23 protein-coding genes and 1 other RNA gene are annotated in these 20,441 nt (G+C 64.7%); 15 read left to right on the forward strand and 9 right to left on the reverse strand.

Annotated features, from left to right (window positions below; genetic code table 11):
* Positions 1 to 4: 4 nt before the first annotated feature.
* Genes rpoN through BMZ48_RS02875 form a run of 3 tightly spaced genes read left to right on the forward strand, consistent with a single transcriptional unit; the run spans position 5 to position 3,346 of the window.
* Positions 5 to 1,441, forward strand: a complete 1,437-nt coding sequence (gene rpoN / locus BMZ48_RS02865; protein ID WP_091531532.1) for an RNA polymerase factor sigma-54 — start codon at positions 5 to 7, stop codon at positions 1,439 to 1,441.
* 35 nt (positions 1,442 to 1,476) lie between these two features.
* Positions 1,477 to 1,860 (forward strand): response regulator, encoded by a 384-nt coding sequence (locus tag BMZ48_RS02870; protein WP_091531535.1) that lies wholly within the window; start codon positions 1,477 to 1,479, stop codon positions 1,858 to 1,860.
* Positions 1,853 to 3,346, forward strand: coding sequence for a sigma-54 dependent transcriptional regulator (locus BMZ48_RS02875; RefSeq protein WP_091531537.1), 1,494 nt, complete (start codon positions 1,853 to 1,855; stop codon positions 3,344 to 3,346). The genes BMZ48_RS02870 and BMZ48_RS02875 overlap by 8 nt, the downstream gene beginning before the upstream one ends.
* Positions 3,347 to 3,416: 70 nt before the next feature.
* On the opposite strand, the gene BMZ48_RS02880 is transcribed toward BMZ48_RS02875, so the two are convergent.
* Positions 3,417 to 4,034: a hypothetical protein gene (locus tag BMZ48_RS02880; RefSeq protein WP_091531540.1), complete on the reverse strand. Its 618-nt coding sequence runs from the start codon at positions 4,032 to 4,034 to the stop codon at positions 3,417 to 3,419.
* A 242-nt stretch (positions 4,035 to 4,276) separates the two neighbouring features.
* On the opposite strand from BMZ48_RS02880, the gene mrcB reads away from it, so the two are divergent.
* From mrcB to BMZ48_RS02915, 7 genes are all read left to right on the forward strand, one after another.
* Positions 4,277 to 6,583, forward strand: a complete 2,307-nt coding sequence (mrcB, locus tag BMZ48_RS02885) for a penicillin-binding protein 1B (protein ID WP_091531543.1) — start codon at positions 4,277 to 4,279, stop codon at positions 6,581 to 6,583.
* A gap of 32 nt (positions 6,584 to 6,615) precedes the next feature.
* Entirely contained in the window at positions 6,616 to 7,176 is a 561-nt protein-coding gene (locus BMZ48_RS02890; protein ID WP_159431055.1) for a tetratricopeptide repeat protein, read from the forward strand.
* Entirely contained in the window at positions 7,173 to 9,146 is a 1,974-nt protein-coding gene (gene yoaA, locus BMZ48_RS02895; protein ID WP_091531549.1) for a DNA repair helicase YoaA, read from the forward strand. The genes BMZ48_RS02890 and yoaA overlap by 4 nt, the downstream gene beginning before the upstream one ends.
* 35 nt (positions 9,147 to 9,181) lie before the next feature.
* On the forward strand, positions 9,182 to 9,883 hold the full coding sequence (tsaB, locus tag BMZ48_RS02900) for a tRNA (adenosine(37)-N6)-threonylcarbamoyltransferase complex dimerization subunit type 1 TsaB (RefSeq protein ID WP_091531917.1): 702 nt from the start codon (positions 9,182 to 9,184) through the stop codon (positions 9,881 to 9,883).
* A 91-nt stretch (positions 9,884 to 9,974) separates the two neighbouring features.
* Positions 9,975 to 10,071, forward strand: an RNA gene (gene ffs, locus BMZ48_RS02905) — signal recognition particle sRNA small type.
* A gap of 97 nt (positions 10,072 to 10,168) precedes the next feature.
* Positions 10,169 to 11,734 (forward strand): DNA polymerase III subunit gamma/tau, encoded by a 1,566-nt coding sequence (gene dnaX / locus BMZ48_RS02910; protein WP_091531553.1) that lies wholly within the window; start codon positions 10,169 to 10,171, stop codon positions 11,732 to 11,734.
* Between the two features lie 24 nt (positions 11,735 to 11,758).
* On the forward strand, positions 11,759 to 12,082 hold the full coding sequence (locus tag BMZ48_RS02915; protein WP_091531558.1) for a YbaB/EbfC family nucleoid-associated protein: 324 nt from the start codon (positions 11,759 to 11,761) through the stop codon (positions 12,080 to 12,082).
* A 36-nt stretch (positions 12,083 to 12,118) separates the two neighbouring features.
* Here BMZ48_RS02915 and BMZ48_RS02920 read toward each other — a convergent pair whose 3' ends face one another.
* Entirely contained in the window at positions 12,119 to 13,750 is a 1,632-nt protein-coding gene (locus tag BMZ48_RS02920) for an alpha-D-glucose phosphate-specific phosphoglucomutase (protein WP_091531560.1), read from the reverse strand.
* Positions 13,751 to 13,804: 54 nt separating this feature from the next.
* On the opposite strand from BMZ48_RS02920, the gene BMZ48_RS02925 reads away from it, so the two are divergent.
* Positions 13,805 to 14,284, forward strand: coding sequence for a DUF1249 domain-containing protein (locus BMZ48_RS02925; protein WP_234981493.1), 480 nt, complete (start codon positions 13,805 to 13,807; stop codon positions 14,282 to 14,284).
* 7 nt (positions 14,285 to 14,291) lie between these two features.
* Here BMZ48_RS02925 and BMZ48_RS02930 read toward each other — a convergent pair whose 3' ends face one another.
* Positions 14,292 to 14,924 (reverse strand): arylesterase, encoded by a 633-nt coding sequence (locus BMZ48_RS02930; RefSeq protein ID WP_091531563.1) that lies wholly within the window; start codon positions 14,922 to 14,924, stop codon positions 14,292 to 14,294.
* Positions 14,925 to 14,935: 11 nt separating this feature from the next.
* Here BMZ48_RS02930 and BMZ48_RS02935 point away from each other — a divergent pair, with 11 nt between their 5' ends.
* Positions 14,936 to 15,460 carry a gamma carbonic anhydrase family protein gene (locus tag BMZ48_RS02935; RefSeq protein ID WP_091531567.1) on the forward strand — a complete coding sequence of 175 codons (525 nt, stop codon included), beginning with the start codon at positions 14,936 to 14,938 and terminating at the stop codon, positions 15,458 to 15,460.
* An 18-nt stretch (positions 15,461 to 15,478) separates the two neighbouring features.
* On the opposite strand, the gene BMZ48_RS02940 is transcribed toward BMZ48_RS02935, so the two are convergent.
* The 6 genes from BMZ48_RS02940 to BMZ48_RS02965 form a co-directional block, all read right to left on the reverse strand.
* Entirely contained in the window at positions 15,479 to 16,006 is a 528-nt protein-coding gene (locus BMZ48_RS02940) for a SixA phosphatase family protein (RefSeq protein WP_234981494.1), read from the reverse strand.
* 6 nt (positions 16,007 to 16,012) lie between these two features.
* A complete protein-coding gene (locus BMZ48_RS02945) occupies positions 16,013 to 16,717 on the reverse strand; it encodes a class I SAM-dependent methyltransferase (protein WP_200769485.1) in 705 nt (234 codons plus the stop codon).
* Positions 16,718 to 16,721: 4 nt separating this feature from the next.
* On the reverse strand, positions 16,722 to 17,036 hold the full coding sequence (locus tag BMZ48_RS02950; protein ID WP_091531577.1) for an SCP2 sterol-binding domain-containing protein: 315 nt from the start codon (positions 17,034 to 17,036) through the stop codon (positions 16,722 to 16,724).
* 91 nt (positions 17,037 to 17,127) lie between these two features.
* Positions 17,128 to 17,415: a hypothetical protein gene (locus BMZ48_RS02955; protein WP_091531580.1), complete on the reverse strand. Its 288-nt coding sequence runs from the start codon at positions 17,413 to 17,415 to the stop codon at positions 17,128 to 17,130.
* Positions 17,412 to 17,858 carry a PaaI family thioesterase gene (locus tag BMZ48_RS02960; protein ID WP_091531583.1) on the reverse strand — a complete coding sequence of 149 codons (447 nt, stop codon included), beginning with the start codon at positions 17,856 to 17,858 and terminating at the stop codon, positions 17,412 to 17,414. The genes BMZ48_RS02955 and BMZ48_RS02960 overlap by 4 nt, the downstream gene beginning before the upstream one ends.
* Complete coding sequence (locus BMZ48_RS02965) at positions 17,855 to 18,295, reverse strand: PaaI family thioesterase (RefSeq protein ID WP_234981495.1); 441 nt, start codon at positions 18,293 to 18,295, stop codon at positions 17,855 to 17,857. The genes BMZ48_RS02960 and BMZ48_RS02965 overlap by 4 nt, the downstream gene beginning before the upstream one ends.
* Before the next feature lie 46 nt (positions 18,296 to 18,341).
* Between BMZ48_RS02965 and BMZ48_RS02970 the strand changes: the two genes are divergently transcribed.
* The 3 genes from BMZ48_RS02970 (at position 18,342) to BMZ48_RS02980 (ending at position 20,385) form a co-directional block, all read left to right on the forward strand.
* On the forward strand, positions 18,342 to 18,992 hold the full coding sequence (locus BMZ48_RS02970) for a CoA pyrophosphatase (RefSeq protein ID WP_091531586.1): 651 nt from the start codon (positions 18,342 to 18,344) through the stop codon (positions 18,990 to 18,992).
* A complete protein-coding gene (locus tag BMZ48_RS02975) occupies positions 18,989 to 19,366 on the forward strand; it encodes a MazG nucleotide pyrophosphohydrolase domain-containing protein (RefSeq protein ID WP_091531590.1) in 378 nt (125 codons plus the stop codon). Before BMZ48_RS02970 ends, BMZ48_RS02975 begins: the two co-directional genes overlap by 4 nt.
* A gap of 74 nt (positions 19,367 to 19,440) precedes the next feature.
* On the forward strand, positions 19,441 to 20,385 hold the full coding sequence (locus BMZ48_RS02980) for a DegV family protein (protein ID WP_091531593.1): 945 nt from the start codon (positions 19,441 to 19,443) through the stop codon (positions 20,383 to 20,385).
* The last annotated feature ends 56 nt before the right edge of the window (positions 20,386 to 20,441 follow it).

Raw genomic sequence — 20,441 nt, forward strand, 5'->3', positions numbered from 1 at the left:
CAGAATGAAACCGACCCTGCGCCAGCAGCCAGTCCAGGCGATGGCGATGACGCCACAGCTGCTCCAATCGATCCGGCTGCTGCAACTCTCGTCACTCGAACTCGAACAAGAGCTGCGCGAGGCCCTCGAGCGCAACGTTCTGCTCGAAACGGTCGATGACAGCGAAAGCGGCGAAGACGAAACGGAAGCGACCAGCGGCGCGGATCAGATATGCGCGCACGGCATGCTTGCCGGAGCGTCCGTCACCGCGGATCTCGATGGATCGGGTCGTGACAGCTGGTGGGGCGGCGAGTCTCGTGACGAAGACGACGCTCCCTGGGAAGCGCGTATCGCCGAGCCGGCGGTGCAGGACGCCCGTCTGGCGGCGATCGAGCAACTCAAACTCATCGTCACTACGCCGCGCGAAGCCCGCCTCGTCACCGTCATTCTCGAGGCGATCGACGATAACGGCTATCTCGAGCAGCCACTCGATGGCATCGCCCGCGAATCGGGTCTCGACCCGTTGCCCGGTCTTGCCGAAGTCGAGGCGGCATTGCAAAAGGTGCAAAGCGTCGAGCCCACGGGTTTCGGCGCACGCGATCTGCGCGAGTGCCTGCTGCTACAGATCCACGCACTGCCGCCCGCTACGCGGGGGCGTGCTCTCGCCGAGCGTATCGTCTCGACCTGTCTTGATCGGCTCGCGAATCGTGAATTCGACGGCATCTGTACAGCGCTGGGTGTCGATCGGATGGATTTGCACGATGCCGTCGAGCTGATTCTTTCGCTCAACCCGAAACCGGGCGCGGCGATGGCGGTGGCAGCCGAGGCGGCACTGCCGGACGTGGTGGTCAGCGGTGTTCCCGGCGCATGGAAGATCGAGCTCAATGCCGAACGCCTGCCGCGCGTGCGGATCAACCGTCTTTATGAGCGCCTGCTCGCAGGCGCCAGCGAGCGCACGCTGCGTGATCAGTTGCAGGAAGCACGCTGGCTCGTGCGGGGTGTCGAAATGCGCAACGAAACCTTGCTGCGCACGGCGCGCGCCATCTTCGAACGTCAGCAAGGGTTCCTCGAGCGGGGCGAGGAGGGCATGGCGCCGCTGACCTTACGCGAGATCGCCGATGCCATCGGCATGCATGAATCGACCGTCTGTCGGGTCACGACCAACAAATGGGCCCAAACGCCTTGGGGGATCTACGAACTCAAGGCATTCTTCCCCTCACAGATCATGGGCGCAGACAGCGAGACCTCAGGCACGGCCGTGAAAGCGATGATCCGCCGCATCGTCGATGCCGAAAACGCCAGCCATCCGCTGTGTGATGGCGAAATCGCTGCGATCCTGGCCCGCCATGGCGTACACGTGGCCCGGCGCACGGTGGCGAAGTATCGCGAGGCCATGGGTATCCCGCCTGCCAAGGAGCGATGTGCACGGGTTGCGCGTCGGCGCTTGCGTCTGGTGGGTTGAGCGCGGCGCGTGCATATGGACAAAGGAGTGCCGAGGTGAGGAAGTGGCGTACGGTGTTGGTGGACGACAACCGGCCATTCCTAGTGCTGGCTCGGCATCTGCTTGCCGACTATCCGCAGATCGACGTGATCGGAGAAGCCTACGACGGCCATCAGGCCGTGATGCTCGCCGAGACGCTGCGTCCCGATCTGCTCATCATGGATCTGGCCATGCCGGGGATGGGCGGCCTGCAGGCCACACGTCTGATCAAGGCGCAAGATAAGCCTCCGATCATCCTCATCGCATCGCACTACGACGATCCGGCACACCGCGAATTCGTTGCCCAGGTCGGAGCCGATGGCTTCATCAACAAGCAGCGTTATGAAACCGAGGTCATCGCCTTCATCCGCAATCTCTCGGGGGTAATCACTCATGAATGAAGCACGGGTACTGGTCATCGATGCCGACGTCGAACGCGCCGAGAGCTTGCGCACGGTTTTGGATTTCATCGACCACCGTCCGGTGGTCGTCGAGAGCGTCGCCATGCTCGACCTACACCAGCACAAGCCGCGCGAGTGGGCGGCCGTGACCGTCGGCAAATCGGAACCCTCGGCATTGATGCCTTTCATCGACTGGCTGCGGCGCGACCGGCTGCATCCGCCGTTGCTGGTGCTGCAACCGTATTACGAAGCCGTGCTCGAGGTGTCGGGCCTCGACCGTAGTGCCTGCCTGCAGCTCGATGTTCCCGTCAAGTACGCCCAGCTCTCTGAACTGCTGCGGCGCGCCAGTCTGCTCGGCATGGAAAAGGCGGCGCAGGCCGTGCGCCTATCGGGACCGACCGGCAACTCGCCGGCGATCCGCCGTGTGCGCCGGATGATCGAGCAGGTTGCAGCCTTCGATACCACCGTGCTGATCACGGGTGAATCCGGAACCGGCAAAGAAGTCGTTGCGCGCGCCATCCACGAGCGTTCTCCCCGCGCGGGCAAACCTTTCGTCGCCGTCAACTGCGGCGCCATTCCGCACGAGCTGCTGGAGAGCGAATTATTCGGGCATGAGAAGGGCGCCTTCACCGGTGCGATCACCGCACGCAAAGGCCGTTTCGAAATGGCCGATGGCGGCACGCTGTTCCTCGACGAGATCGGGGACATGCCGCTGTCGATGCAGGTCAAGATTCTGCGCGTGCTCCAGGAGCGCACGTACGAGCGCGTCGGAGCCAACCGCAGCTCGCACTGCGATGTGCGCATCATCGCCGCGACACACCGCAATCTGGAAGATGCGATCGTCAAAGGGACGTTCCGTGAAGATTTGTACTATCGGCTCAATGTCTTTCCGATCGAGATGCCAGCCCTGCGCGATCGCATGGAGGACCTGCCGCTGCTGATCGACGATCTGGTACACGCAATTGAGCGCAGTGGTCACGGCAGCGTGCGGCTGGCCAGCGAGACCATCCACGCCCTGCGCAGCTATCACTGGCCCGGGAACGTACGCGAACTGTCCAATCTGATCGAGCGCCTGGCCGTACTCCATCCGGGCGCCGTGGTCGGCGTCGCCGAGTTGCCGCAGCGCTATCGGGCCAAGGTGCAGGCCTCGTCCGAGCCAGCGTCGCTGGCTGTTACTACCGACGCGCGATACGAGGCCACCGGTAGTGGCATCGCGCGGCCCGTAGTGCCGGATCTACCGCCGCCGGTTAGCGAACCGGTGGCGATCGCGGCCAGTCACCCGCTTGGCGAGCTACCCCCCGAGGGTGTCAACCTCAAGGATCACATCGAGCGCATCGAACTATCGCTGATCAGGCAGGCACTGGCACAGGCCGGCGGTGTCGTCGCCCATGCCGCAAAGCTCCTCAATACCCGGCGCACCACTCTGGTTGAAAAACTGCGCAAGTACGGGTTGTCGCGCGAGGAGCTGGTGGAAAGCGAGGTCTGAGAAGCCGGCGCACCGGCCCCTGCGGATCGAGAGTGCAATACACAGGGGCCGGCTGCAGGCAGCGCAGAACTTACTTTGCGGCGTAGATCGATTCGAAGCGGGCGATTGCCTCGGTCGGTGCAGATTTCGCGCTGGCGCTGTTCTGCACGAACACAACGGTCTCCCGGTTCGGACCCTTGCCGATATGGGTCACGCCAAAGGGTGCTTCGCCGGTTGCCTTGAACGCTTCCAGATCTTTCCAGTCGGTGAAGACGTAAATGCGGCCATTTTTGTGTAGCTCGCCGTAGAAACCTTTGTCGGCGCCCTTGAGCTCGCCTTCGAACATCCGTTGTGCGGAGCCCTTGTATCCGACGGTTTTCTCCATGGCTTTGGCCTCGGACTTGAGCAAGCCCATCTTCACCGTCTCTCCATTGGGGCCGGCCCCGATCTTGGTCACCACCAACGGAATCTCGCCAACTTTACGGAAGCTCTGATACTCATCGAGATCGGAGAACACGTAAATGCGGCCATCGCGGTGGATTTCGTAGTAATCGTCGTTGTTGAGCTTGGCCGCTTCGGCTTTGGCTTTCATCTGCGCTTCATAGGCTTTCTCGGCATCGGCGCCCATCCATCCACCTTTGACGCCGCAGCCCCCGAGCAGGGTCATCGTGACGCCGGCCAGGGCGGCGGTCCACACGTTCGCATGCATTGCGTTCTCCCAGACGGTTGATCAATCCGCAAAAGCATGCCCGCGATCTTTTGCGGTTCTGTGACAGCCAGACCATGAGGCGGTGTCGGCCCAGAAATGGCCAGGGACAGATGCACTGGACGGAGTGTTCGTGCGCTGCGCGGCAAGGATTGCGCATCCCGAGGCATGGGCACGGTGCAGGAGGCTGATGCACCCGCGCGGGATCACGGCTGTGCGGGTGATCGACTACACTTCGCGCCCTTATGTCGCGCAACCGTCGCCGCACCCTCTGGGTTTTCGCCGCCACCGCACTGATCCTCGTTCTCAGCGCGGGGCTGATCGTGTTCAGCGCCTATCTGGTCAAACTGGATCGTGAGATCCGCGAGCGTTTTGCCGGGGTGCGCTGGGCGCTGCCTGCCCAGGTTTATGCAGCGCCGCTGGAGCTGTACGCCGGTCTGGGCTTGGCGCCTGCCGATCTGGTTCACGAGCTCGGTCGCCTGGGGTATCGGGAGGATCCCCATCTGGCGAGCACCGGCACTTATCTGCCGTCACGCACGCAGATCGACATCCATGTGCGTCCGTTCCGCTTCTGGGACGGGGAGCAGCCGGCGTTCAAGCTCGCCGTGCGCTTCAGCGGCAACCGCATCGATTCGCTGCAACGCCTCGACAGCGGTGAGCCGGCCGACATCGTGCGCCTGGATCCAATGCTGATCGGCAGCATCTATCCACGGCATGGCGAGGACCGTGTGCTGGTGCGTCTGGCCGAGGTGCCGCCATTGTTGCCCGCCGGCTTGATCGCCGTCGAAGATCGTCACTTTTATGAGCACGCGGGTGTGAGTCTGCGCGCGATTCTGCGCGCGACGCTGGCCAACCTGCGAGCCGGACGCGTCGTGCAGGGGGGATCGACGATCACCCAGCAGTTGGTCAAGAACTTTTTCCTGACCAGCCGCCAGAGCTGGACCCGCAAGCTCAACGAAGCGCTGATGGCGGTCCTGCTCGAGCGCCACTATGACAAGGACGAAATTCTCGAGGCCTATCTCAACGAGGTTCACTTGGGTCAGGACGGCAACCGTGCGATTCACGGTTTTGGGCTGGGCGCGCAGTTTTATTTCAACAAGCCGCTGTCCGAATTGCAGCCGCACGAAATCGCCCTGCTGGTCGGCGTGGTCAAGGGGCCGTCCTATTACAACCCGCGGCGGAACCCGCAACGCGCGCTGGAGCGGCGCAATCTCGTGCTCGCGGTTTTCCACGAAGAAGGTTTGATCGACGATCAGACCTTCGCCCATGCCACGGCCCAGCCGCTCGGAGTCGATGCCGGCCGTGCCGGTGGGATCGAGCGGTATCCGGCGTTCGTCGAGCTGGTGCGCCGCCAATTGCGCGGGCAGTATCGCGACGAGGACCTCACCGATGAAGGCCTGCGCATCTTCACGACGCTCAATCCGCGTGTGCAGGAGACGCTGGAACGTCACATCGTCGGCACGCTGCCGGAACTGGAGCGCGCACGCAAAATGAAAGCCGGTACGCTCGAGGCAGCCGGCGTCGTCACCAGCGTCGATGGCGGGGAGGTGCTGGCACTCGTCGGCGGCCGCGATGTGCGCTTCCCCGGATTCAACCGCGCACTCGATGCACAGCGCCCGATCGGTTCGCTGGTCAAACCTTTCGTCTATCTGACGGCGCTGGAACGTTCCGGCGAATTCAACCTGTACACGATCCTGCCCGATGAGCCGGTCGATTTGCGACTGCCGCACGGCAAGCTGTGGTCGCCGGCGAACTATGACCGGCAGTTGCATGGGCCGCAGCCGCTGTATCGCGCACTGGTGCAGTCCCTGAATCTGCCGACCGTGCATCTCGGTCTGCGTGTCGGGGCCGAGCAGGTGGTGCGCACGCTGCGCCGCGCCGGCTACTCCGGTGATGTGCAGCCATTACCATCGCTGTTTCTCGGTGCACTCGGCATGGCGCCGCTCGACGTCGCTCAGATCTATGCCACGCTGGCCGCCGGCGGATTCCAAGCGCCGCTGACGGCGATCCGTGAGGTGCAGACCCGCGATGGTGAACCGCTATCCCGTTATCCGGTCCAGCTCCAGCAAACCCTGCCGGATGGCCCGGTCTATCTCGTCGACTGGGCATTGCGCCGCGTCGTCACCGAGGGCACGGGGCGGGGTGTCTATGCCACTTTACCCGCCGACATCGCCGTGGCCGGCAAAACCGGCACGACCGATGACTACCGCGATAGCTGGTTCGCCGGTTTTTCGGGCGACCGCGTCGCCGTGATCTGGGTCGGCCGCGATGACAATCAGCCCACGGGCTTGTCGGGGGCCAGCGGTGCGTTGCCCGTGTGGGCGCGGCTGATGCGCGATCTGCGGGTGCAGAGCTTCGAGCCGATCGTCCCCGAAAGCATCGAGATGCTGCTGATCGACATGCAGACCGGGCTGCGTGCCGACGCGGGCTGCGCGGAGGTGATCGAGGTGCCGTTCGTGCGCGGTTCCGCTCCGGTGGACTGGGCGCCCTGTGCATACGAACACGAAGGCCCGATCGACCCGCTGCAATGGCTGCGGGAGATCTTCGGCTGATTCGCCGGCGGTACGCCGTTACACTAACCGGTGTGATCACATCCCGCTTTTTCGTCGTCTTCCTCGCTTTTGCCCTTGCCGCCTGTGGCACGAGCCACGGCACCCGACGTAGCTGGCCGCAGGATGAGCCGGGGATCGTCGTCGCACCGGCGCCGCCTGCGCCGCAGATCGAACCGCAGCCCGCGGCTCCGGAGACGCCGGCGTCGGATTTGCCGCAGTATCCGCGCACCCCGGAGGAGATCAGCAGTGCGGCGGTGACGGCACTGATGCGGCAGGCGCGCACGGCGCTCGATGGCGGCCGTCCGCAGCAGGCGGCCGCCGCGCTGGAGCGCGCACTACGCATCGAACCGCGCAATTACTTCGTCTGGTCGCTGCTGGCACAGACCTATCTCGCGCAGAACAACCCCGCCCAGGCGGCGAACCTTGCCGCCAAGTCCAATGCCCTGGCGCGCGGCAATGTGTATGTCGAACTGGTGAACTGGCGCACGATCGCAGCAGCGCGCCAGGCTTTGGGCGACGCCGAGGGCGCGCGCAGCGCAAGCCTGCACGCGGATGAACTGGAGCGCTCGCTGTCGTTCCAGTCTTCGCCATGAATCGCGAGCTCGGTGCGCAGGTCGCCGCGGCGCTCGCCAGCGGCGGTGTGCTCGAGCGTCATCTGCCGGATTTCGCGCCACGGGTGGTGCAGCAGCGCATGGCCGACAGGGTCGCGCGCACGCTCGCCAGCCGCACCTGCCTGGTGATCGAAGCGGGGACCGGCACCGGCAAGACGTATGCTTATCTCGTTCCCGCATTGCTGTCGGGCTTGCGCACGGTGGTGTCCACCGGCACCCATACCCTGCAGGACCAGTTGTTCCACCGTGATCTACCGCGCGTGCGTGCAGCGCTGGCTTCGCCGGTGCGCGTCGCGCTGCTCAAGGGGCGGACGAATTATCTGTGTCTGCACCGCATGAAGCGGGCCCGCGGCTTGCCGCTTGTGCGCGATGCCGCCCAGATCTGGCAGAAGATCGAAACGTGGGCACGCCGTACCGAAACCGGGGAGTTATCCGAGCTCGGGGATTTCCGTGAGGAATCGTCGCTGATGCGGCAGATCACCTCGACCCCGGACAACTGCCTGGGTAGTCGCTGCGGCGAGTTCGAGCATTGCTTCGTGGCGCGCGCACGCCGCCAGGCCCAGGCTGCGCACCTCGTCGTCGTCAACCATCATTTGCTGTTCGCGGATTTTCTGCTCAAGGATCAGGGTTTCGGTCAGATCCTGTCCGGCGCCGATGCGGTGATCGTCGACGAAGCGCATCAGCTCCCGGAACTCGCCGCCCAGTTCTTCGGTTGCCGCGTATCGACGCGCCAGATCCACGAGCTCGCCGGCGATGTCCAGCTCGACGCCCGCAACTGCGGTGATCTGCCCGATCTCGTCGAGTGCGCGCAGCGTCTGTCGGCCGACGTCGAGCAACTGGAGCGATGTTTTCGCGCCGGGATGGGACGCCTGCCGCTGCAAGTTTTCATGGCCGATGGGGAGGTACGCGGTGCGCTCACGCGCGTGCGGCAATCGATCGAGGACTTGTACCAGGCTCTGCGTCCGCTCGAAGAGCGCAATGCCGAATTGTCTTCCGATCTTGAACGCGCACTGACGCTGCGCGACAACTGGACGCACATCCTCGAAGGCGAGGCCGAATCGGCGACGACCGATGAGGTTCCCACCGAGGTGCGCTGGGTCGAACCCCTGACCCGTGGCGGCAGTTTTCATGCGACACCGATCGAGCAGGCCGAGGGGTTCCGGCGTATGCGTCAAACGTACCCGGGGGCGTGGATTTTTACCTCGGCCACGCTCGCATCGGGCGCGGATTTTACGCATTACACGCGCGCGCTGGGCTTGGACGAAGCAGAGACGGTGCAGCTCGACAGTCCTTTCGATTACGCGCGCCAGGCCCGTTTGTATCTTCCCGGCGGACTTCCCGATCCGAACGCGTCCGATTATGCGCAGGCGGTCGCCGAAGCGGCGTTGCCGGTGATCCAGGCTGCTCAAGGCGGGGCTTTCGTGCTGTGCACCAGCCATCGGGCGGTGCGCACCATCGCCGGATATTTGCGTGCCCATCTGTCCTGTCGCCTGCTGGTGCAGGGCGAGGATGCACGCTCCGCTTTGCTCGATGCCTTCGTTGCCGATGGCAACGCCGTGCTCGTGGGCACCAGCAGTTTCTGGGAGGGAGTCGATGTGCGCGGACCGGCGCTGCGCGTGGTCGTCATCGACCGGTTGCCGTTCGCCGCGCCTGGCGATCCGGTGCTCGAGGCCCGGCGGCGAGCCATCCAGGCGCGCGGCGGCAATCCATTCCGGGAACTCCAGCTGCCGGAGGCGATCGTCACCCTGCGCCAAGGGATCGGCCGCCTGATCCGCGATCCCGACGACCGCGGGCTGCTGATGCTGTGCGATCCACGTCTGACCGAAAAATCCTACGGACGTCAGGTGCTCGCCGCGTTGCCATCGATGCCGTTGCTGCGCGACCTCGATGCCGTGCGGCATTGGCTGTCCGAGATGACCCGCCGTACCACGGCGATGGATTGCAACAGATGACGAAAGACGAGTCCGCCGTTACCGTTGTTCACACCATGAATGTACTGGCCATCGATACCGCGACCGAAGCCTGCTCGGTAGCCTTGTCCGTCGGCGGGCATGTTCTGGCGCGTCATGAGATCGTCGAGCGTTCGCATACCGAGCGTCTGATGCCGATGGTGTTCGGCCTGATGAGTGAGGCAGGGCTCGGGTTTGCCCAGCTCGACGGTTATGTCTGTGGCATCGGCCCCGGCAGTTTCGCCGGCGTGCGCATCGGTGTCGGCTATGTCAAGGGTCTTGCGCTTGCGCACGATCGACCGGTGGCCGCCGTCTCTTCGCTGGCGACACTGGCCTTGCCGATGCTCGATTCTGGCGCCGAATGCGTGATCGCCGCCATCGATGCACGCATGCGCGAGGTTTATCTCGGCTGCTATCGGCGGGGCGGCGATGGGCTGCCGGAGGCAATGATGCCCGAACGCGTGTGCGATCCGGCGCATGCGCCCGTCGTGGCGCCGGGTCTGTGGGCGGCCACCGGCACCGGCTGGGGGCGCTACGCAGAGCGCTTGCGTGTAGCAACCAGGGCCGAAATCACCCGCATCGATGAGCAGGCACTGCCGCGCGCACAGGATGCGCTGACGATCGGTCTGGCGCAGCTTGCGGCCGGGCAGGGCGCTTCGGCCGATGCGCTGACGCCAGCCTATCTGCGCGACAAGGTCGCCCTGACGCTGGACGAGCAGCAGGCCCTGCGGCGGTCGTAGGTCCGACCATGGGGGTGTGCTACACATCGCCCAGCGATTCAGGCACACTGCGCGTCCTTTGCGGATTTCCCCGCATCGTCTATGGTGGCCCGCGCCGGCCCTCCGCGACGGCTAGCCGTGAACCCCGCCAGGCCCGGAAGGGAGCAACGGTAGCGGTGACGCCGGGTGCCGGAGTCCGCTGGTGCGGGTCCACCGCCCGATCTCGATCCACGGCAGCGGATCGATCGTCCATGCGCAGGCCCGCGACGGTAGAAAACCGCACACTGCACACCGGACACTAGACGCATGAGCTATCTCGCACTCGCCCGCAAGTACCGTCCGCGCCGCTTCGAGGACGTGATGGGCCAGGATCATGTCGTCAGAGCCTTGTCCCACGCGCTCGCCGGCGATCGTCTGCATCCGGCCATTCTGCTGACCGGCACGCGCGGCGTCGGCAAAACCACGCTGGCGCGCATCATCGCCAAATGCCTCAACTGCGAAACCGGTGTCAGCGCCCAGCCCTGCGGACGATGCTCGGCCTGTCAGGAAGTGGATCAGGGCCGCTTCGTCGATTTGCTGGAGATCGATGCCGCCAGCAATACCGGTGTCGATGACGTCCGCCAGGTCATCGAAAACGCCCAGTACGCACCGGTACGCGGCCGCTACAAGGTCTATCTGATTGACGAAGTCCACATGCTGTCCAAGAGCGCGTTCAACGCATTGTTGAAAACGCTCGAGGAACCTCCGACGCATGTCAAATTCATCCTCGCGACGACGGATCCGCAAAAGCTTCTGGCGACGGTACTGTCGCGCTGCCTGCAATTCAGTCTCAAACGCCTGCCGGTTGCGGTGATCCGCGAGCAACTCGCCAAGGTCCTCGAGGCCGAGAGCGTCAGCTTCGAGCCGGGGGCGCTCATCGAGATCGCGCGCGCCGCCGATGGCTCGATGCGCGATGCATTGTCGCTGCTCGATCAGGCGATCGCTTTCTGCGGCGGGCAGACGCTGCGCCGTGCCGTGGTCGAGGACATGCTCGGCACCGCCGGTCGCCGTCTGTTGTTCGAGATCCTGGCAGCGCTGGCCGACCGCGACGCCCAGGCGCTGCTCGCCTGCATCCAGCGGCTGGAGACGCAGGCGCCCGACTATGCGGCATTGCTCAATGAGCTCGCCGGTGCACTGCAGCGCCTGGCCGTGCTGCAACTATTGCCGGATGCGCAAACCGAGGACGACGATGTCGAATTGGTCGCGCTCAAGTCGCGGTTTGCGCCCGAGGACTTGCAGTTGTATTACCAGATCGCCGTGCACGGCCGGCGTGATCTGCCATGGGCGCCGGCTCCGCGGCTCGGTTTCGAGATGACGCTGCTGCGCATGTTCGCGTTCCAGCCCGATGGCGCCGATGGCGCACCGGCCGCCGACAGCGGCGCCGTGCGCGCAGCAGAACCGCGTGCCGGGACACCCGGCGCGACGGCGGCGGCCCGTCTGCCCGAGGATGCGAGCTGGCCAGAACGCGTCGAGGCCATGGCGCTTGAGGGCCTCACGCGCCAGCTCGCGCGCCATTGCGCCTGGCTGGGACGTGACGGCACGCTCGTCCGTCTGGGGCTCGACCCCAAGGCGCGCCATCTGCTCGTCGAAGGGCGCCGTGCTGCGCTGGAGGCGGCGCTGGCAGTACAACTGGGTATGCCGATACGGCTGCAGATCGATATCGCCGAGGCCGAAGCAGCCGTCGAATCACCCGCGCAACTGGCGCAGCGCCGCGAGCGCGAACGCCAGCAGGAGGCCGAGGCCGCGATTCTCGCCGATCCGGTCGTGCGCGCCTTGCGCGAGCAATTCGGCGCGCAGGTACGTGCCGGCAGCATCCATCCGCTCGACGGCTAGTCGGGCAAACCACGGAGAACAGACATGAAACAGGCGATCGGCCAGATCATGCGTCAGGCCCAGCAAATGCAGGAGAACTTAAAGCGCGCACAGGACGAGATCGCGCGGATGGAAGTGACCGGCCAGGCAGGGGCCGGCATGGTCAAGGTCACGCTCAGCGGCAAGTATCAGGCACGCAGGGTCGAGATCGCACCGGAAGCCTTGCAGGAAGGTAAAGAGTTTCTCGAGGACCTGATCGCGGCCGCGATCAACGACGCCGCACAAAAAGTCGAGGACGCATCCAAGGCGCGGATGGCGCAGGTCACCGCCGGTCTGCAGCTGCCGCCGGGTGTCCATCTCGGGTTTTGATCCGCCATATGCCCGTTCTGCCGGGCGCAGCCCGGATCATGTGACCAGCGATGCTGCCCTGCGGCCGGTCAGCTCGCCGATGCGGCCGAGCCGGTCCGCGGCGGCAGAAAGCGGTGCCAGCGCGTCGGCGGGTTTCCAGTGCAGGGCACTGGCATCGTGCTCGTAGCGCTCCAGATAAACCCGCAGCGTGGCGCCCTGGGTGCCGGTTCCGGACAGGCGCATGACGATGCGGGCGTGTTCACCGCAGACCACGCGTAAACCCTGGCCGGTGGCGATGCTGCCGTCGATTCTGTCGTGATAGCTGAATTCATCGGCGAGCGTGACTTCCCAGTCGCCCAGTTTCTGCCCGCGCAGATTGGCCAGCGATCCAGCAAAGGCCTGCATTACGGCCTCGGCTGCCGGGCCCGGCAGATTCTCGTAATCGTGGCGCTGGAAGTAATGCCGGCCATAGCGCAGCCAGTGCTCGCGCATGATCGCCTGTACCGGCTTTCCGGTGATCGCCAGCACGTTGAGCCAGGCGAGTACGGCCCAGAGTCCGTCTTTTTCGCGCGTGTGTGCGGAGCTCGTGCCAAAGCTCTCCTCGCCACAGATCGTGGCCTGGCCAGCGTCGAGCAGGTTGCAGAAGAACTTCCAACCCGTCGGTGTTTCGTGCAGCGGCAAGTGCATGGCGTGGGCGACGCGGTCGGCGGCGCGCGATGTCGGCATCGAGCGGGCGATGCCACACAGGCCGTCGCGATAGCCCGGCAATTGCGGCAGATGCGCCGCGAGCACTGCCAGCGAATCCCCCGGGGAAACGAAAATGCCACGGCCGAGAATCATGTTGCGGTCGCCATCGCCATCGCTGGCTGCGATCAGTTCGGGGGCGCCGTCGGAGAAGGCGAGCTCGACCAAGTGCTTGCCATAGACGAGATTGGGGTCGGGATGCCCCCCGCCGAAATCCTCGAGCGGGATCGCATTGAGCACGGCCGCCGCCGGTGCGCCCAATTGCTCGACCAGGATGCGCTGTGCATACGGCCCGGTGACGGCGTGCATGGCATCGAAGCGCAGTGCGTTGCCGCGCCGGATCCAGTCGCGTATGCGGTCGAAATCGAACAGGCTTTGCATCAGCTGGGCATAGTCGTCCACACAATCGACCACTGCGACACTCATGCCGGCGATGGTCTGCGTGCCGCGGCGGTCGAGATCGAGCTCGATATCGTCGAGCGTGCGGTAACGGCTGATCGTCTTGCTTTGGGCATAGATGCGCTCGGTCAACCCCTCACCCGCCTGGCCGCCGCCGGCGATGTTGAACTTGACGCCAAAGTCGCCATCCGGCCCCGCCGGGTTGTGGCTGGCGGTGAACAAAAAACCACCGGCGGCACCGAGCTTGCGGATCAGGTGCGAGGCCGCCGGTGTGGACAACAGCCCCCCCTGGCCGACGACGACACGGGCAACGCCGTTGGCGGCGGCCATTGCGATGGCGGTGCGGATGGCATCGCGGTTGTGATAGCGGCCATCGCCGCCGATGACCAGGGTCGCGCCCTTGAGCGCCGGCACACAGTCGAAAATCGACTGCAGGAAATTCTCCAGATAATGCGGCTGCTGGAATACGGCGACCTTCTTGCGCAATCCCGCGGTGCCGGGTTTCTGATCGAGGTAGGGTTTCGTCGTGATTTCACGTATGGGCATGTTGTTCGCCTCGATTCGTTGTCGCGGATCGTGAGCCTATCTTATAGTCCGCTCATGCAAGCCTCCATGCACGCGTGCCCCTGTTGCGGAAAACCGCGCAGGATCGCGCACCTGCTCGAACTGTACGAGCGCAATTACCGACTGATCCAGCGTTTGGTGCCGGAGCCCGATGCGCCATGCCATCGGGCCGTCTCGCACAGCTTGAGCGACTGCCCGTTGCATCTGGAAATCGTCGAGCGCGACCGTTATACGCTGACGTTGCGCCTGACCTATGAATTCACCGATGAGTCGGGTATCCGCCGGCAGCCCGATCTGTGGGTACGGCTATACCGTGATGCAGGTGTGGCCGAGGCGCTGGCATGCAATCACCGTCCACCGTGGCTCGCCGAGCGTGACGGCGATCCCGCCGCGCATGCGTTCTTATCCGCGCAATGGCGGCGCAATCTGCTGCTGAACAAGTGGCTGGAATATTTGCTCGATCACGGCCACGGCTTCATCGCCAGCGCACGTCCCCGCGCCATGGAGCCGGCCTAGCGTTTTCTCACACGGCGCCGGCTTTTTTCAGCAATGCCGCGATGGCTTCGGCGATGCGGCGATAGCCGGCGGCGTTGGGGTGGATTTGGTCCGACTTGAGCGTGCGCTCACCGAGCACGGTGGGAATCACGGTGGCTTCGAGGGGTACACCGAATTCAGCAGCGAGCGCCGCATAGCTGGGTTCGGCCTTGAGGCGCAGCAGTTTGGGTTCCGGGACCCCCAGCAGAACGACCGGAATGCCGCGAGTGCGGATCTCGCGGATCATCGCCGCGAGATTGGCGCGCATCGACGCGCGATCCATCTGGCGCAGCATGTCGTTGCCGCCCAGGCACAGGATCACCAGTGCAGGCTGGATTTCATCGAGGGTTGCCGGTAATCGCGCCAGTCCTTCGGCCGTGGTCTCACCGGGCACCCCGGCATTGACCACCGGACGCCCGATCAAGGCCGACAACTGCGCCGGGTATGCCTGCTCGCGGCTTGCACCGGTGCCGTAGGTCAGGCTGTCGCCGAAGGCGAGGACTACGCCATCGGTGGCCAGCGGCGGCAGACGCGGGACCGGTTGGCTGCAGGCCATGATCGACGAGCCGATCAGCGCTTGCAGCCAAAGCAGGACGATCGCTACGCTGCGTTGGTGTTTCATGTTCGGGGCTCCTGATGCTCTACACGCTCGACGGTCGCCAGCCGCAGCTCGGCACGGATGCCTGGGTGGCCGACAACGCCCAGGTCATCGGCGCGGTGACGCTGGGACGGCGCGCCAGCGTCTGGTTCAACTGCGTGCTGCGCGGCGACAACGACCCCATCGTCATCGGTGACGACAGCAATGTCCAGGACGGCTCGGTACTGCACACCGACGAGGGTATCGCCCTGACCATCGGGTGCGGCTGCACGATCGGTCACATGGCGATGCTGCACGGGTGCTCTGTGGGCGACAACAGCCTGATCGGCATCGGCGCTGTCGTCCTCAATGGCGCCCGTATCGGCGCCAATAGCATCGTCGGTGCACGCGCACTGGTCACCGAAGGCAAGACCTTTCCGGATGGCGTGCTCATCCTCGGTGCGCCAGCCAAGGTCGCGCGCGCGCTCACGGACACGGAAATCCAGATCCTGCGTGCAACCGCCCAGCACTACGTCGCCAATGCTGCCCGTTACCGGCGAGCCCTGCAGCCGGTGCGCTGACCCGTCGATTCTGTGCGCTCAACTGCGCTCACGCAGCTGCTTGGGGAAGGCGTAGAAGCGCTGTGTGCCGGCGCGCTCGTCGATGTCGCACCATCGCGTGCTGTCGAAGCCGATCTGGACGACGCCGCAGGTGGGCAGATCGTCGAAGCTGCAGCGCGCGAGCAGATGCGCGAGTTCCGAAAGACCCGGATTGTGACCGAACAGCATCACGTGGCGGTCGGCGTCGTCGAGCCACTGCACGAGACCCAGCAGGGTTTCTGGCGCCGCTTCATAAATTCGCGGCTCGCAGACGATCGCGTGCTGGGGGATCGAGAACGTCTCGGCGAAGATCTGCGCGGTTGTCAGCGCGCGCAGCGCCGGGCTGCTGATCAGCCGGTCCGGGCGACCGAGCGCGCGTAAGACATGCGTGGCCATGCGTGGCGCATCGCGACGGCCGCGCTCGTTGAGCGGTCGGGCGAAGTCCACGCAGGTCGGGTCGTCCCAGGACGATTTGGCATGGCGGACCAGCGTGAGCAGGCGCATGGGGTAAACGGTTTGCCGAGTCATGCCATCTTATCGGTCTGCGGATGACGGTGGGATGTAGACGTCGTATCGTGCCTGGGTGCCGCGCAACTGGAAATCAGGCCGGTGGCCGGCGAGAAACGGTGCGCTCAGTGGTCGCTTGACCACGACCCGCCGACGGCAGGCGCCGAGCGCCAGGTCAAGTAGCTCGGCCGCATCGTCGTCATGGCCGCACAACTCGCGCAGCAGTTGCATTTCTTTTTGCGGTAGCGCCTGTTTGCCGCGGTGCGGGTACATCGGATCGAGATGGACGACATCCCAGCGTGCAGGGCCGGCGAGCAGGGCGGCCGCATCGCCTTCGATGATCTGCATGCGCGCGGCGGCTTTTTGCCAGACTGGATCGGTTGCGGTGCGTTGCCATGCATCGCGCAGAAGCGCGGCCAGCAACGGCTGGCGTTCGACCAGCGTGACGGTCGCGCCCAGTGCGGCGAGTGTGAAGGCATCGCGCCCCAGACCGGCCGTTGCGTCGAGCACGCTCAGCGAGTCCGTCTTGTGCAGACCAACGGCGCGCGCCAGCAACTGCTTGCGGCCTGCGGCGATACGCCGCCGCTGTGACGCGCCGGTCCAGGCCAGGGTCAGCGGCTTGTAATCGGGATGATGTCGCGCCACCAGCTCCAGTCCGGCTTCGCCGGCGACCAGTTCAAATGCAAAACCCCGGGCGTCGCCACCCGGGGTTGCGGAACATCTTGTGGACAAGCTTTTACAGCTTGCTGGCGTCGAAGAAGCTCGCCATGCGCTGGGCAAGCATCAGATCGCCTTCGATTTGCAGCTTGCCGGTCATGAATGCGGTCATGCCGTTGAGCTCGCCTTTCATCAGGGCGACGAGGTCGTCGTCTTCCATCGTGATCGTGACGTCGGCATTGGGGGATTGGCCATCGTTAACGGTGCACGTCCCGTTCTTGATCACCGCATGCACCGGCGTCGAGCACATGAACTGGATCGTGCAATTCGTGCCGGCGGCTTGGCTGGCGTTGAAGGCGGCGGGCAGTTTGTGAAGCAGTGCAGCGGCAGACATGTGATGCTCCCGGAAAGGTTGTGAACGGTGAGGCATCCTAACCATCGCCTCTTGCACACGCAACCCTGCGAATGGATGAGAGAAACCATCATTACCGAGAAGCCGGCCCGGAGCCTCGCAATGCCGCCGCCACCGCTTCGGCTGCGTGGGGCGCCAGGACGATGACATTGAGGCTGCCGGCGTAGATGCGCTGCCGTGCGCGCAGCGCCTCGATCCGTGCGCGGTCGCGTTCATGGTGCAGCACCACGTAGTCGCGGTCTTCTTCGAACCGCTCCGCGAGATGCTTGAATGCACGAAAGGCGCTGCCCTTGGGGGCGTGCGCGGCCTGGTCGAGCTCACGCAGCGTGCGGCCGCGCTCGAGCAGTGCATCCCGGGTCATGGCGATGCCAGCAGAAAATGCGCCCGCGCGATCGCGATCGGGCGGTCCGGGTCGCCCTGCCAGCAGCGGATCTGGGTCTGCGCAATGCGCAAGCCGGCGCGCGCGACGCGGCACTCGGCATAACAATCCTGTGGCCGACCCGGGAGCAGGTAATCGATCGCGAAATCGATGATCTTGGGTATGCGGTCTTGTCCGGGCTGGAGCAACAGGTGCAGCATCGCCGCGTTTTCCATGAATGCGGCAGTCACCCCGCCATGCAGGGCCGGCAGCGCAGGGTTACCGATGAGAACGGGGCGATAAGGCAGATGTGAGCGCAGGATGTCGCCGTGCCGCTCGATGCGCACGCCGAGAAAGCGCGCATAAGGCATCCGTGCCAGCAAAGCCTCGTAGCAACCCGATTCGCGGGCCTGCCGGAGAATTTCGGCCAGCGGGGCCTCGCTCATGCCGGTTCCCGCGTGGATCGCTGCGTCCGCACGAACACACCGTGTGCCGATGCGATCGGCTCGCCTTCGGGCGCCTGCCAGACCGTGGCCCGCGCAAAGGCAATGTGGGCAGTCAAGCGATGACAGTGCGCACGGCAAAGGGTGTCGGCATCGCGGACGGCCGCGCGCAGGAAATCGACACGCAGGTCGAGCGTCGCGATCATCTCTGCCTGTCCGATGCGCGCCAGCACGGCGGCGCCACAGGCCGAATCGATCAGCGTCGTGATGATGCCGGGATGCAGGAATCCACGCTCGGCATCGCCGATCCACTCCTCGCGGAACGGCAATCTGAGCTCGGTGGCGGTGGCGTCGAGTCGCTCGATCTGCATGCCGCAGGCCGCGATGTGCGGCGTGAAGTCGAGCAGGCGCTGGCGCAGCGAGTCCTGGAAAGTCGGCATCGGCATGGTGCCCTGGATTGTAGATCGCATCCGCTAAACTCCGGGAATGAACGCCGAATCTCCGGTAACCGAGATGACCGAATGGGAGCAGCGTCTGCGCTGCGCGCTCGCCGGTACGAGTCTTGCGCCGCCGCGGCCGATGGTCGATCTGGCCTTGCCATTCAAGGCGCAGAAGCTGCTGGAACCGCTGCTCGGCACACGTCTGCGTGCGGCGGCGGTGCTCGTGCCGGTGATTCGCCGCGGCGATGACGCATCGATGTTGTTCACGGTCCGCGCGGGCCATCTGCGTTCGCACAGTGGCCAGATCAGTTTTCCAGGCGGCGGGTGCGACGCCGCCGACGGCAATGCCGTCGATACCGCGTTGCGTGAGGCGCGCGAAGAAATCGGGCTCGATCCCGCCTGCGTCGAGGTCATCGGCTTTCTCGACGATTATCCCACGCTGTCGCGTTACCGGGTGACGCCCGTCGTCGGTCTGATCGAGGGTGAGCCTCATCTCAGCATCGATCAGAATGAAGTCGCGGAGGTCTTTGAGGTGCCACTCGCTTTCGTCTTCGACTCCCGGAATTTCAAGCGCACGCGCCTGTCCCGCGAGGGGATCCATCTGCCGGTGCTCGAACTGAACTGGCGGCAGCATCGCATCTGGGGCGCGACGGCCGGCATGCTGTGGAATCTGGTGCAGAAGGTGGGAGCGGCATGAGCGCGTCCGATCCGCTCAGAGATGCCCTGACACTGCAGCGCGATGCGGCCGAGCTGGGTTTCGACTGGCGCCATCTCCACGAGCTGTGGGCCAAGCTTGCCGAAGAGATCGAGGAACTCAAGCAGGCCGTGCCCCAGGGGGGCGATGCCGTGGAAGCCGAGCTGGGCGATCTGCTTTTCATGGTCGTCAACTTGGCACGCCATCTCGGTGTCGATCCCGCTGCAGCGCTGGCGCGCACGAATGCCAAATTCACGCATCGCTTTGCCTACGTCGCCGCACGGCTTGAGCTTCTGCCGCCGATCGGGGATGCTCGGCGTCTGGACGCGATGGAGGCGCTCTGGCTCGAAGCCAAGCGTCTGGAAAAGAACGGTTAGGGTCTGGCGAGTCGCCAGCTGAAGGCAGGAGCGCCTGGTTTGCGGGGGCATACCGGCGCAGGAGGAGAACAACGATGCGTATCGGAATCGTCGTCGATTCCGGCTGTGATTTGCCGCCGGAATTCATTGCCCAGCACAAGATCGGCATTCTGCCGATCACGATCCACCTCGAGGGGCGGGATCTGGTGGACCGGCGCGACCCACAGGAAACACTCGAGTTCTATCGGCACCATCGTGCCGAAGTCGCCGATGCCAGCACTTCACCGCTGTCACCCGAGCAGATCAAGGACGTGTTCTTATCGAACCTGGTGCTCGATTACGACTTCGTGTTCTGTCTCACCATCGCGAGCAGCCGCAGCCCGATCTACGAAAATGCGGTGAAAGCTTCGTTCGCGATTCTGTCGGACTACAAGCCGATCCGTGCGCAGGCCGGGGTTCCAGGGCCTTTTTCGCTGCGTGTCGTCGATACGCAAAATCTGTTCGCCGGACAGGCGATCTCCGCGGTCGAAGTGGTGCGCATGATCCGCCAGGGCGTGGCCAATCCGAACAAGATCCGCGAACGGCTGGAGCAGATCATCCCCAACACCTATGGCTACATGATTCCGCGCGATCTGCACTACCTGCGGGTGCGCGCGCAGAAAAAGGGGGATCGCAGTGTCGGCTGGTTTGGCGCGATGCTTGGAACCGCGCTCGACATCAAGCCGCTGCTGCGCGGCTATCGCAACGAAACCGGGCCGGTGGCCAAGCTGCGGCACTTCGACGACGCAGCGGAGAGGCTGTTCGGTTACGTCACCCGCCGCATCGAACAGGGGTTGATGACGCCCACGCTTGCGATCAGCTACGGCGGCGAACTCGCCGAAGTGCACAAGCTTTCTGGTTATGCCGCGATGATCAATGTCTGTCGGCGCAAGGGTGTGGAGGTTTTCGAGAGCATCATGAGTATCACCGGCGGGATCAACGTCGGCGAGGGTGCGCTCGCCATCGCATTTGCTGCCGAGGAACACGAACTGGATCTGTGAGCACAGGGCCGGCACCGCTTAAGCTATGCGCCCGTCATTGATCTCACGGAGCGTGC

Origin of the sequence: Fontimonas thermophila (assembly GCF_900113085.1) — a bacterium.
GTDB classification, from domain to species: domain Bacteria; phylum Pseudomonadota; class Gammaproteobacteria; order Nevskiales; family Nevskiaceae; genus Solimonas; species Solimonas thermophila.

Bases quoted from the DNA above. Each gene is read 5' to 3' on its own strand.
- rpoN (WP_091531532.1), top strand. From the start codon at position 5: ATGAAACCGACCCTGCGCCAGCAGCCAGTCCAGGCGATGGCGATGACG.
- BMZ48_RS02875 (WP_091531537.1), top strand. From the start codon at position 1,853: ATGAATGAAGCACGGGTACTGGTCATCGATGCCGACGTCGAACGCGCC.
- BMZ48_RS02880 (WP_091531540.1), bottom strand. From the start codon at position 4,034: ATGCATGCGAACGTGTGGACCGCCGCCCTGGCCGGCGTCACGATGACC.
- mrcB (WP_091531543.1), top strand. From the start codon at position 4,277: ATGTCGCGCAACCGTCGCCGCACCCTCTGGGTTTTCGCCGCCACCGCA.
- yoaA (WP_091531549.1), top strand. From the start codon at position 7,173: ATGAATCGCGAGCTCGGTGCGCAGGTCGCCGCGGCGCTCGCCAGCGGC.
- tsaB (WP_091531917.1), top strand. From the start codon at position 9,182: ATGAATGTACTGGCCATCGATACCGCGACCGAAGCCTGCTCGGTAGCC.
- dnaX (WP_091531553.1), top strand. From the start codon at position 10,169: ATGAGCTATCTCGCACTCGCCCGCAAGTACCGTCCGCGCCGCTTCGAG.
- BMZ48_RS02915 (WP_091531558.1), top strand. From the start codon at position 11,759: ATGAAACAGGCGATCGGCCAGATCATGCGTCAGGCCCAGCAAATGCAG.
- BMZ48_RS02920 (WP_091531560.1), bottom strand. From the start codon at position 13,750: ATGCCCATACGTGAAATCACGACGAAACCCTACCTCGATCAGAAACCC.
- BMZ48_RS02925 (WP_234981493.1), top strand. From the start codon at position 13,805: ATGCAAGCCTCCATGCACGCGTGCCCCTGTTGCGGAAAACCGCGCAGG.
- BMZ48_RS02930 (WP_091531563.1), bottom strand. From the start codon at position 14,924: ATGAAACACCAACGCAGCGTAGCGATCGTCCTGCTTTGGCTGCAAGCG.
- BMZ48_RS02940 (WP_234981494.1), bottom strand. From the start codon at position 16,006: ATGACTCGGCAAACCGTTTACCCCATGCGCCTGCTCACGCTGGTCCGC.
- BMZ48_RS02950 (WP_091531577.1), bottom strand. From the start codon at position 17,036: ATGTCTGCCGCTGCACTGCTTCACAAACTGCCCGCCGCCTTCAACGCC.
- BMZ48_RS02955 (WP_091531580.1), bottom strand. From the start codon at position 17,415: ATGACCCGGGATGCACTGCTCGAGCGCGGCCGCACGCTGCGTGAGCTC.
- BMZ48_RS02960 (WP_091531583.1), bottom strand. From the start codon at position 17,858: ATGAGCGAGGCCCCGCTGGCCGAAATTCTCCGGCAGGCCCGCGAATCG.
- BMZ48_RS02965 (WP_234981495.1), bottom strand. From the start codon at position 18,295: ATGCCGACTTTCCAGGACTCGCTGCGCCAGCGCCTGCTCGACTTCACG.
- BMZ48_RS02970 (WP_091531586.1), top strand. From the start codon at position 18,342: ATGAACGCCGAATCTCCGGTAACCGAGATGACCGAATGGGAGCAGCGT.
- BMZ48_RS02975 (WP_091531590.1), top strand. From the start codon at position 18,989: ATGAGCGCGTCCGATCCGCTCAGAGATGCCCTGACACTGCAGCGCGAT.
- BMZ48_RS02980 (WP_091531593.1), top strand. From the start codon at position 19,441: ATGCGTATCGGAATCGTCGTCGATTCCGGCTGTGATTTGCCGCCGGAA.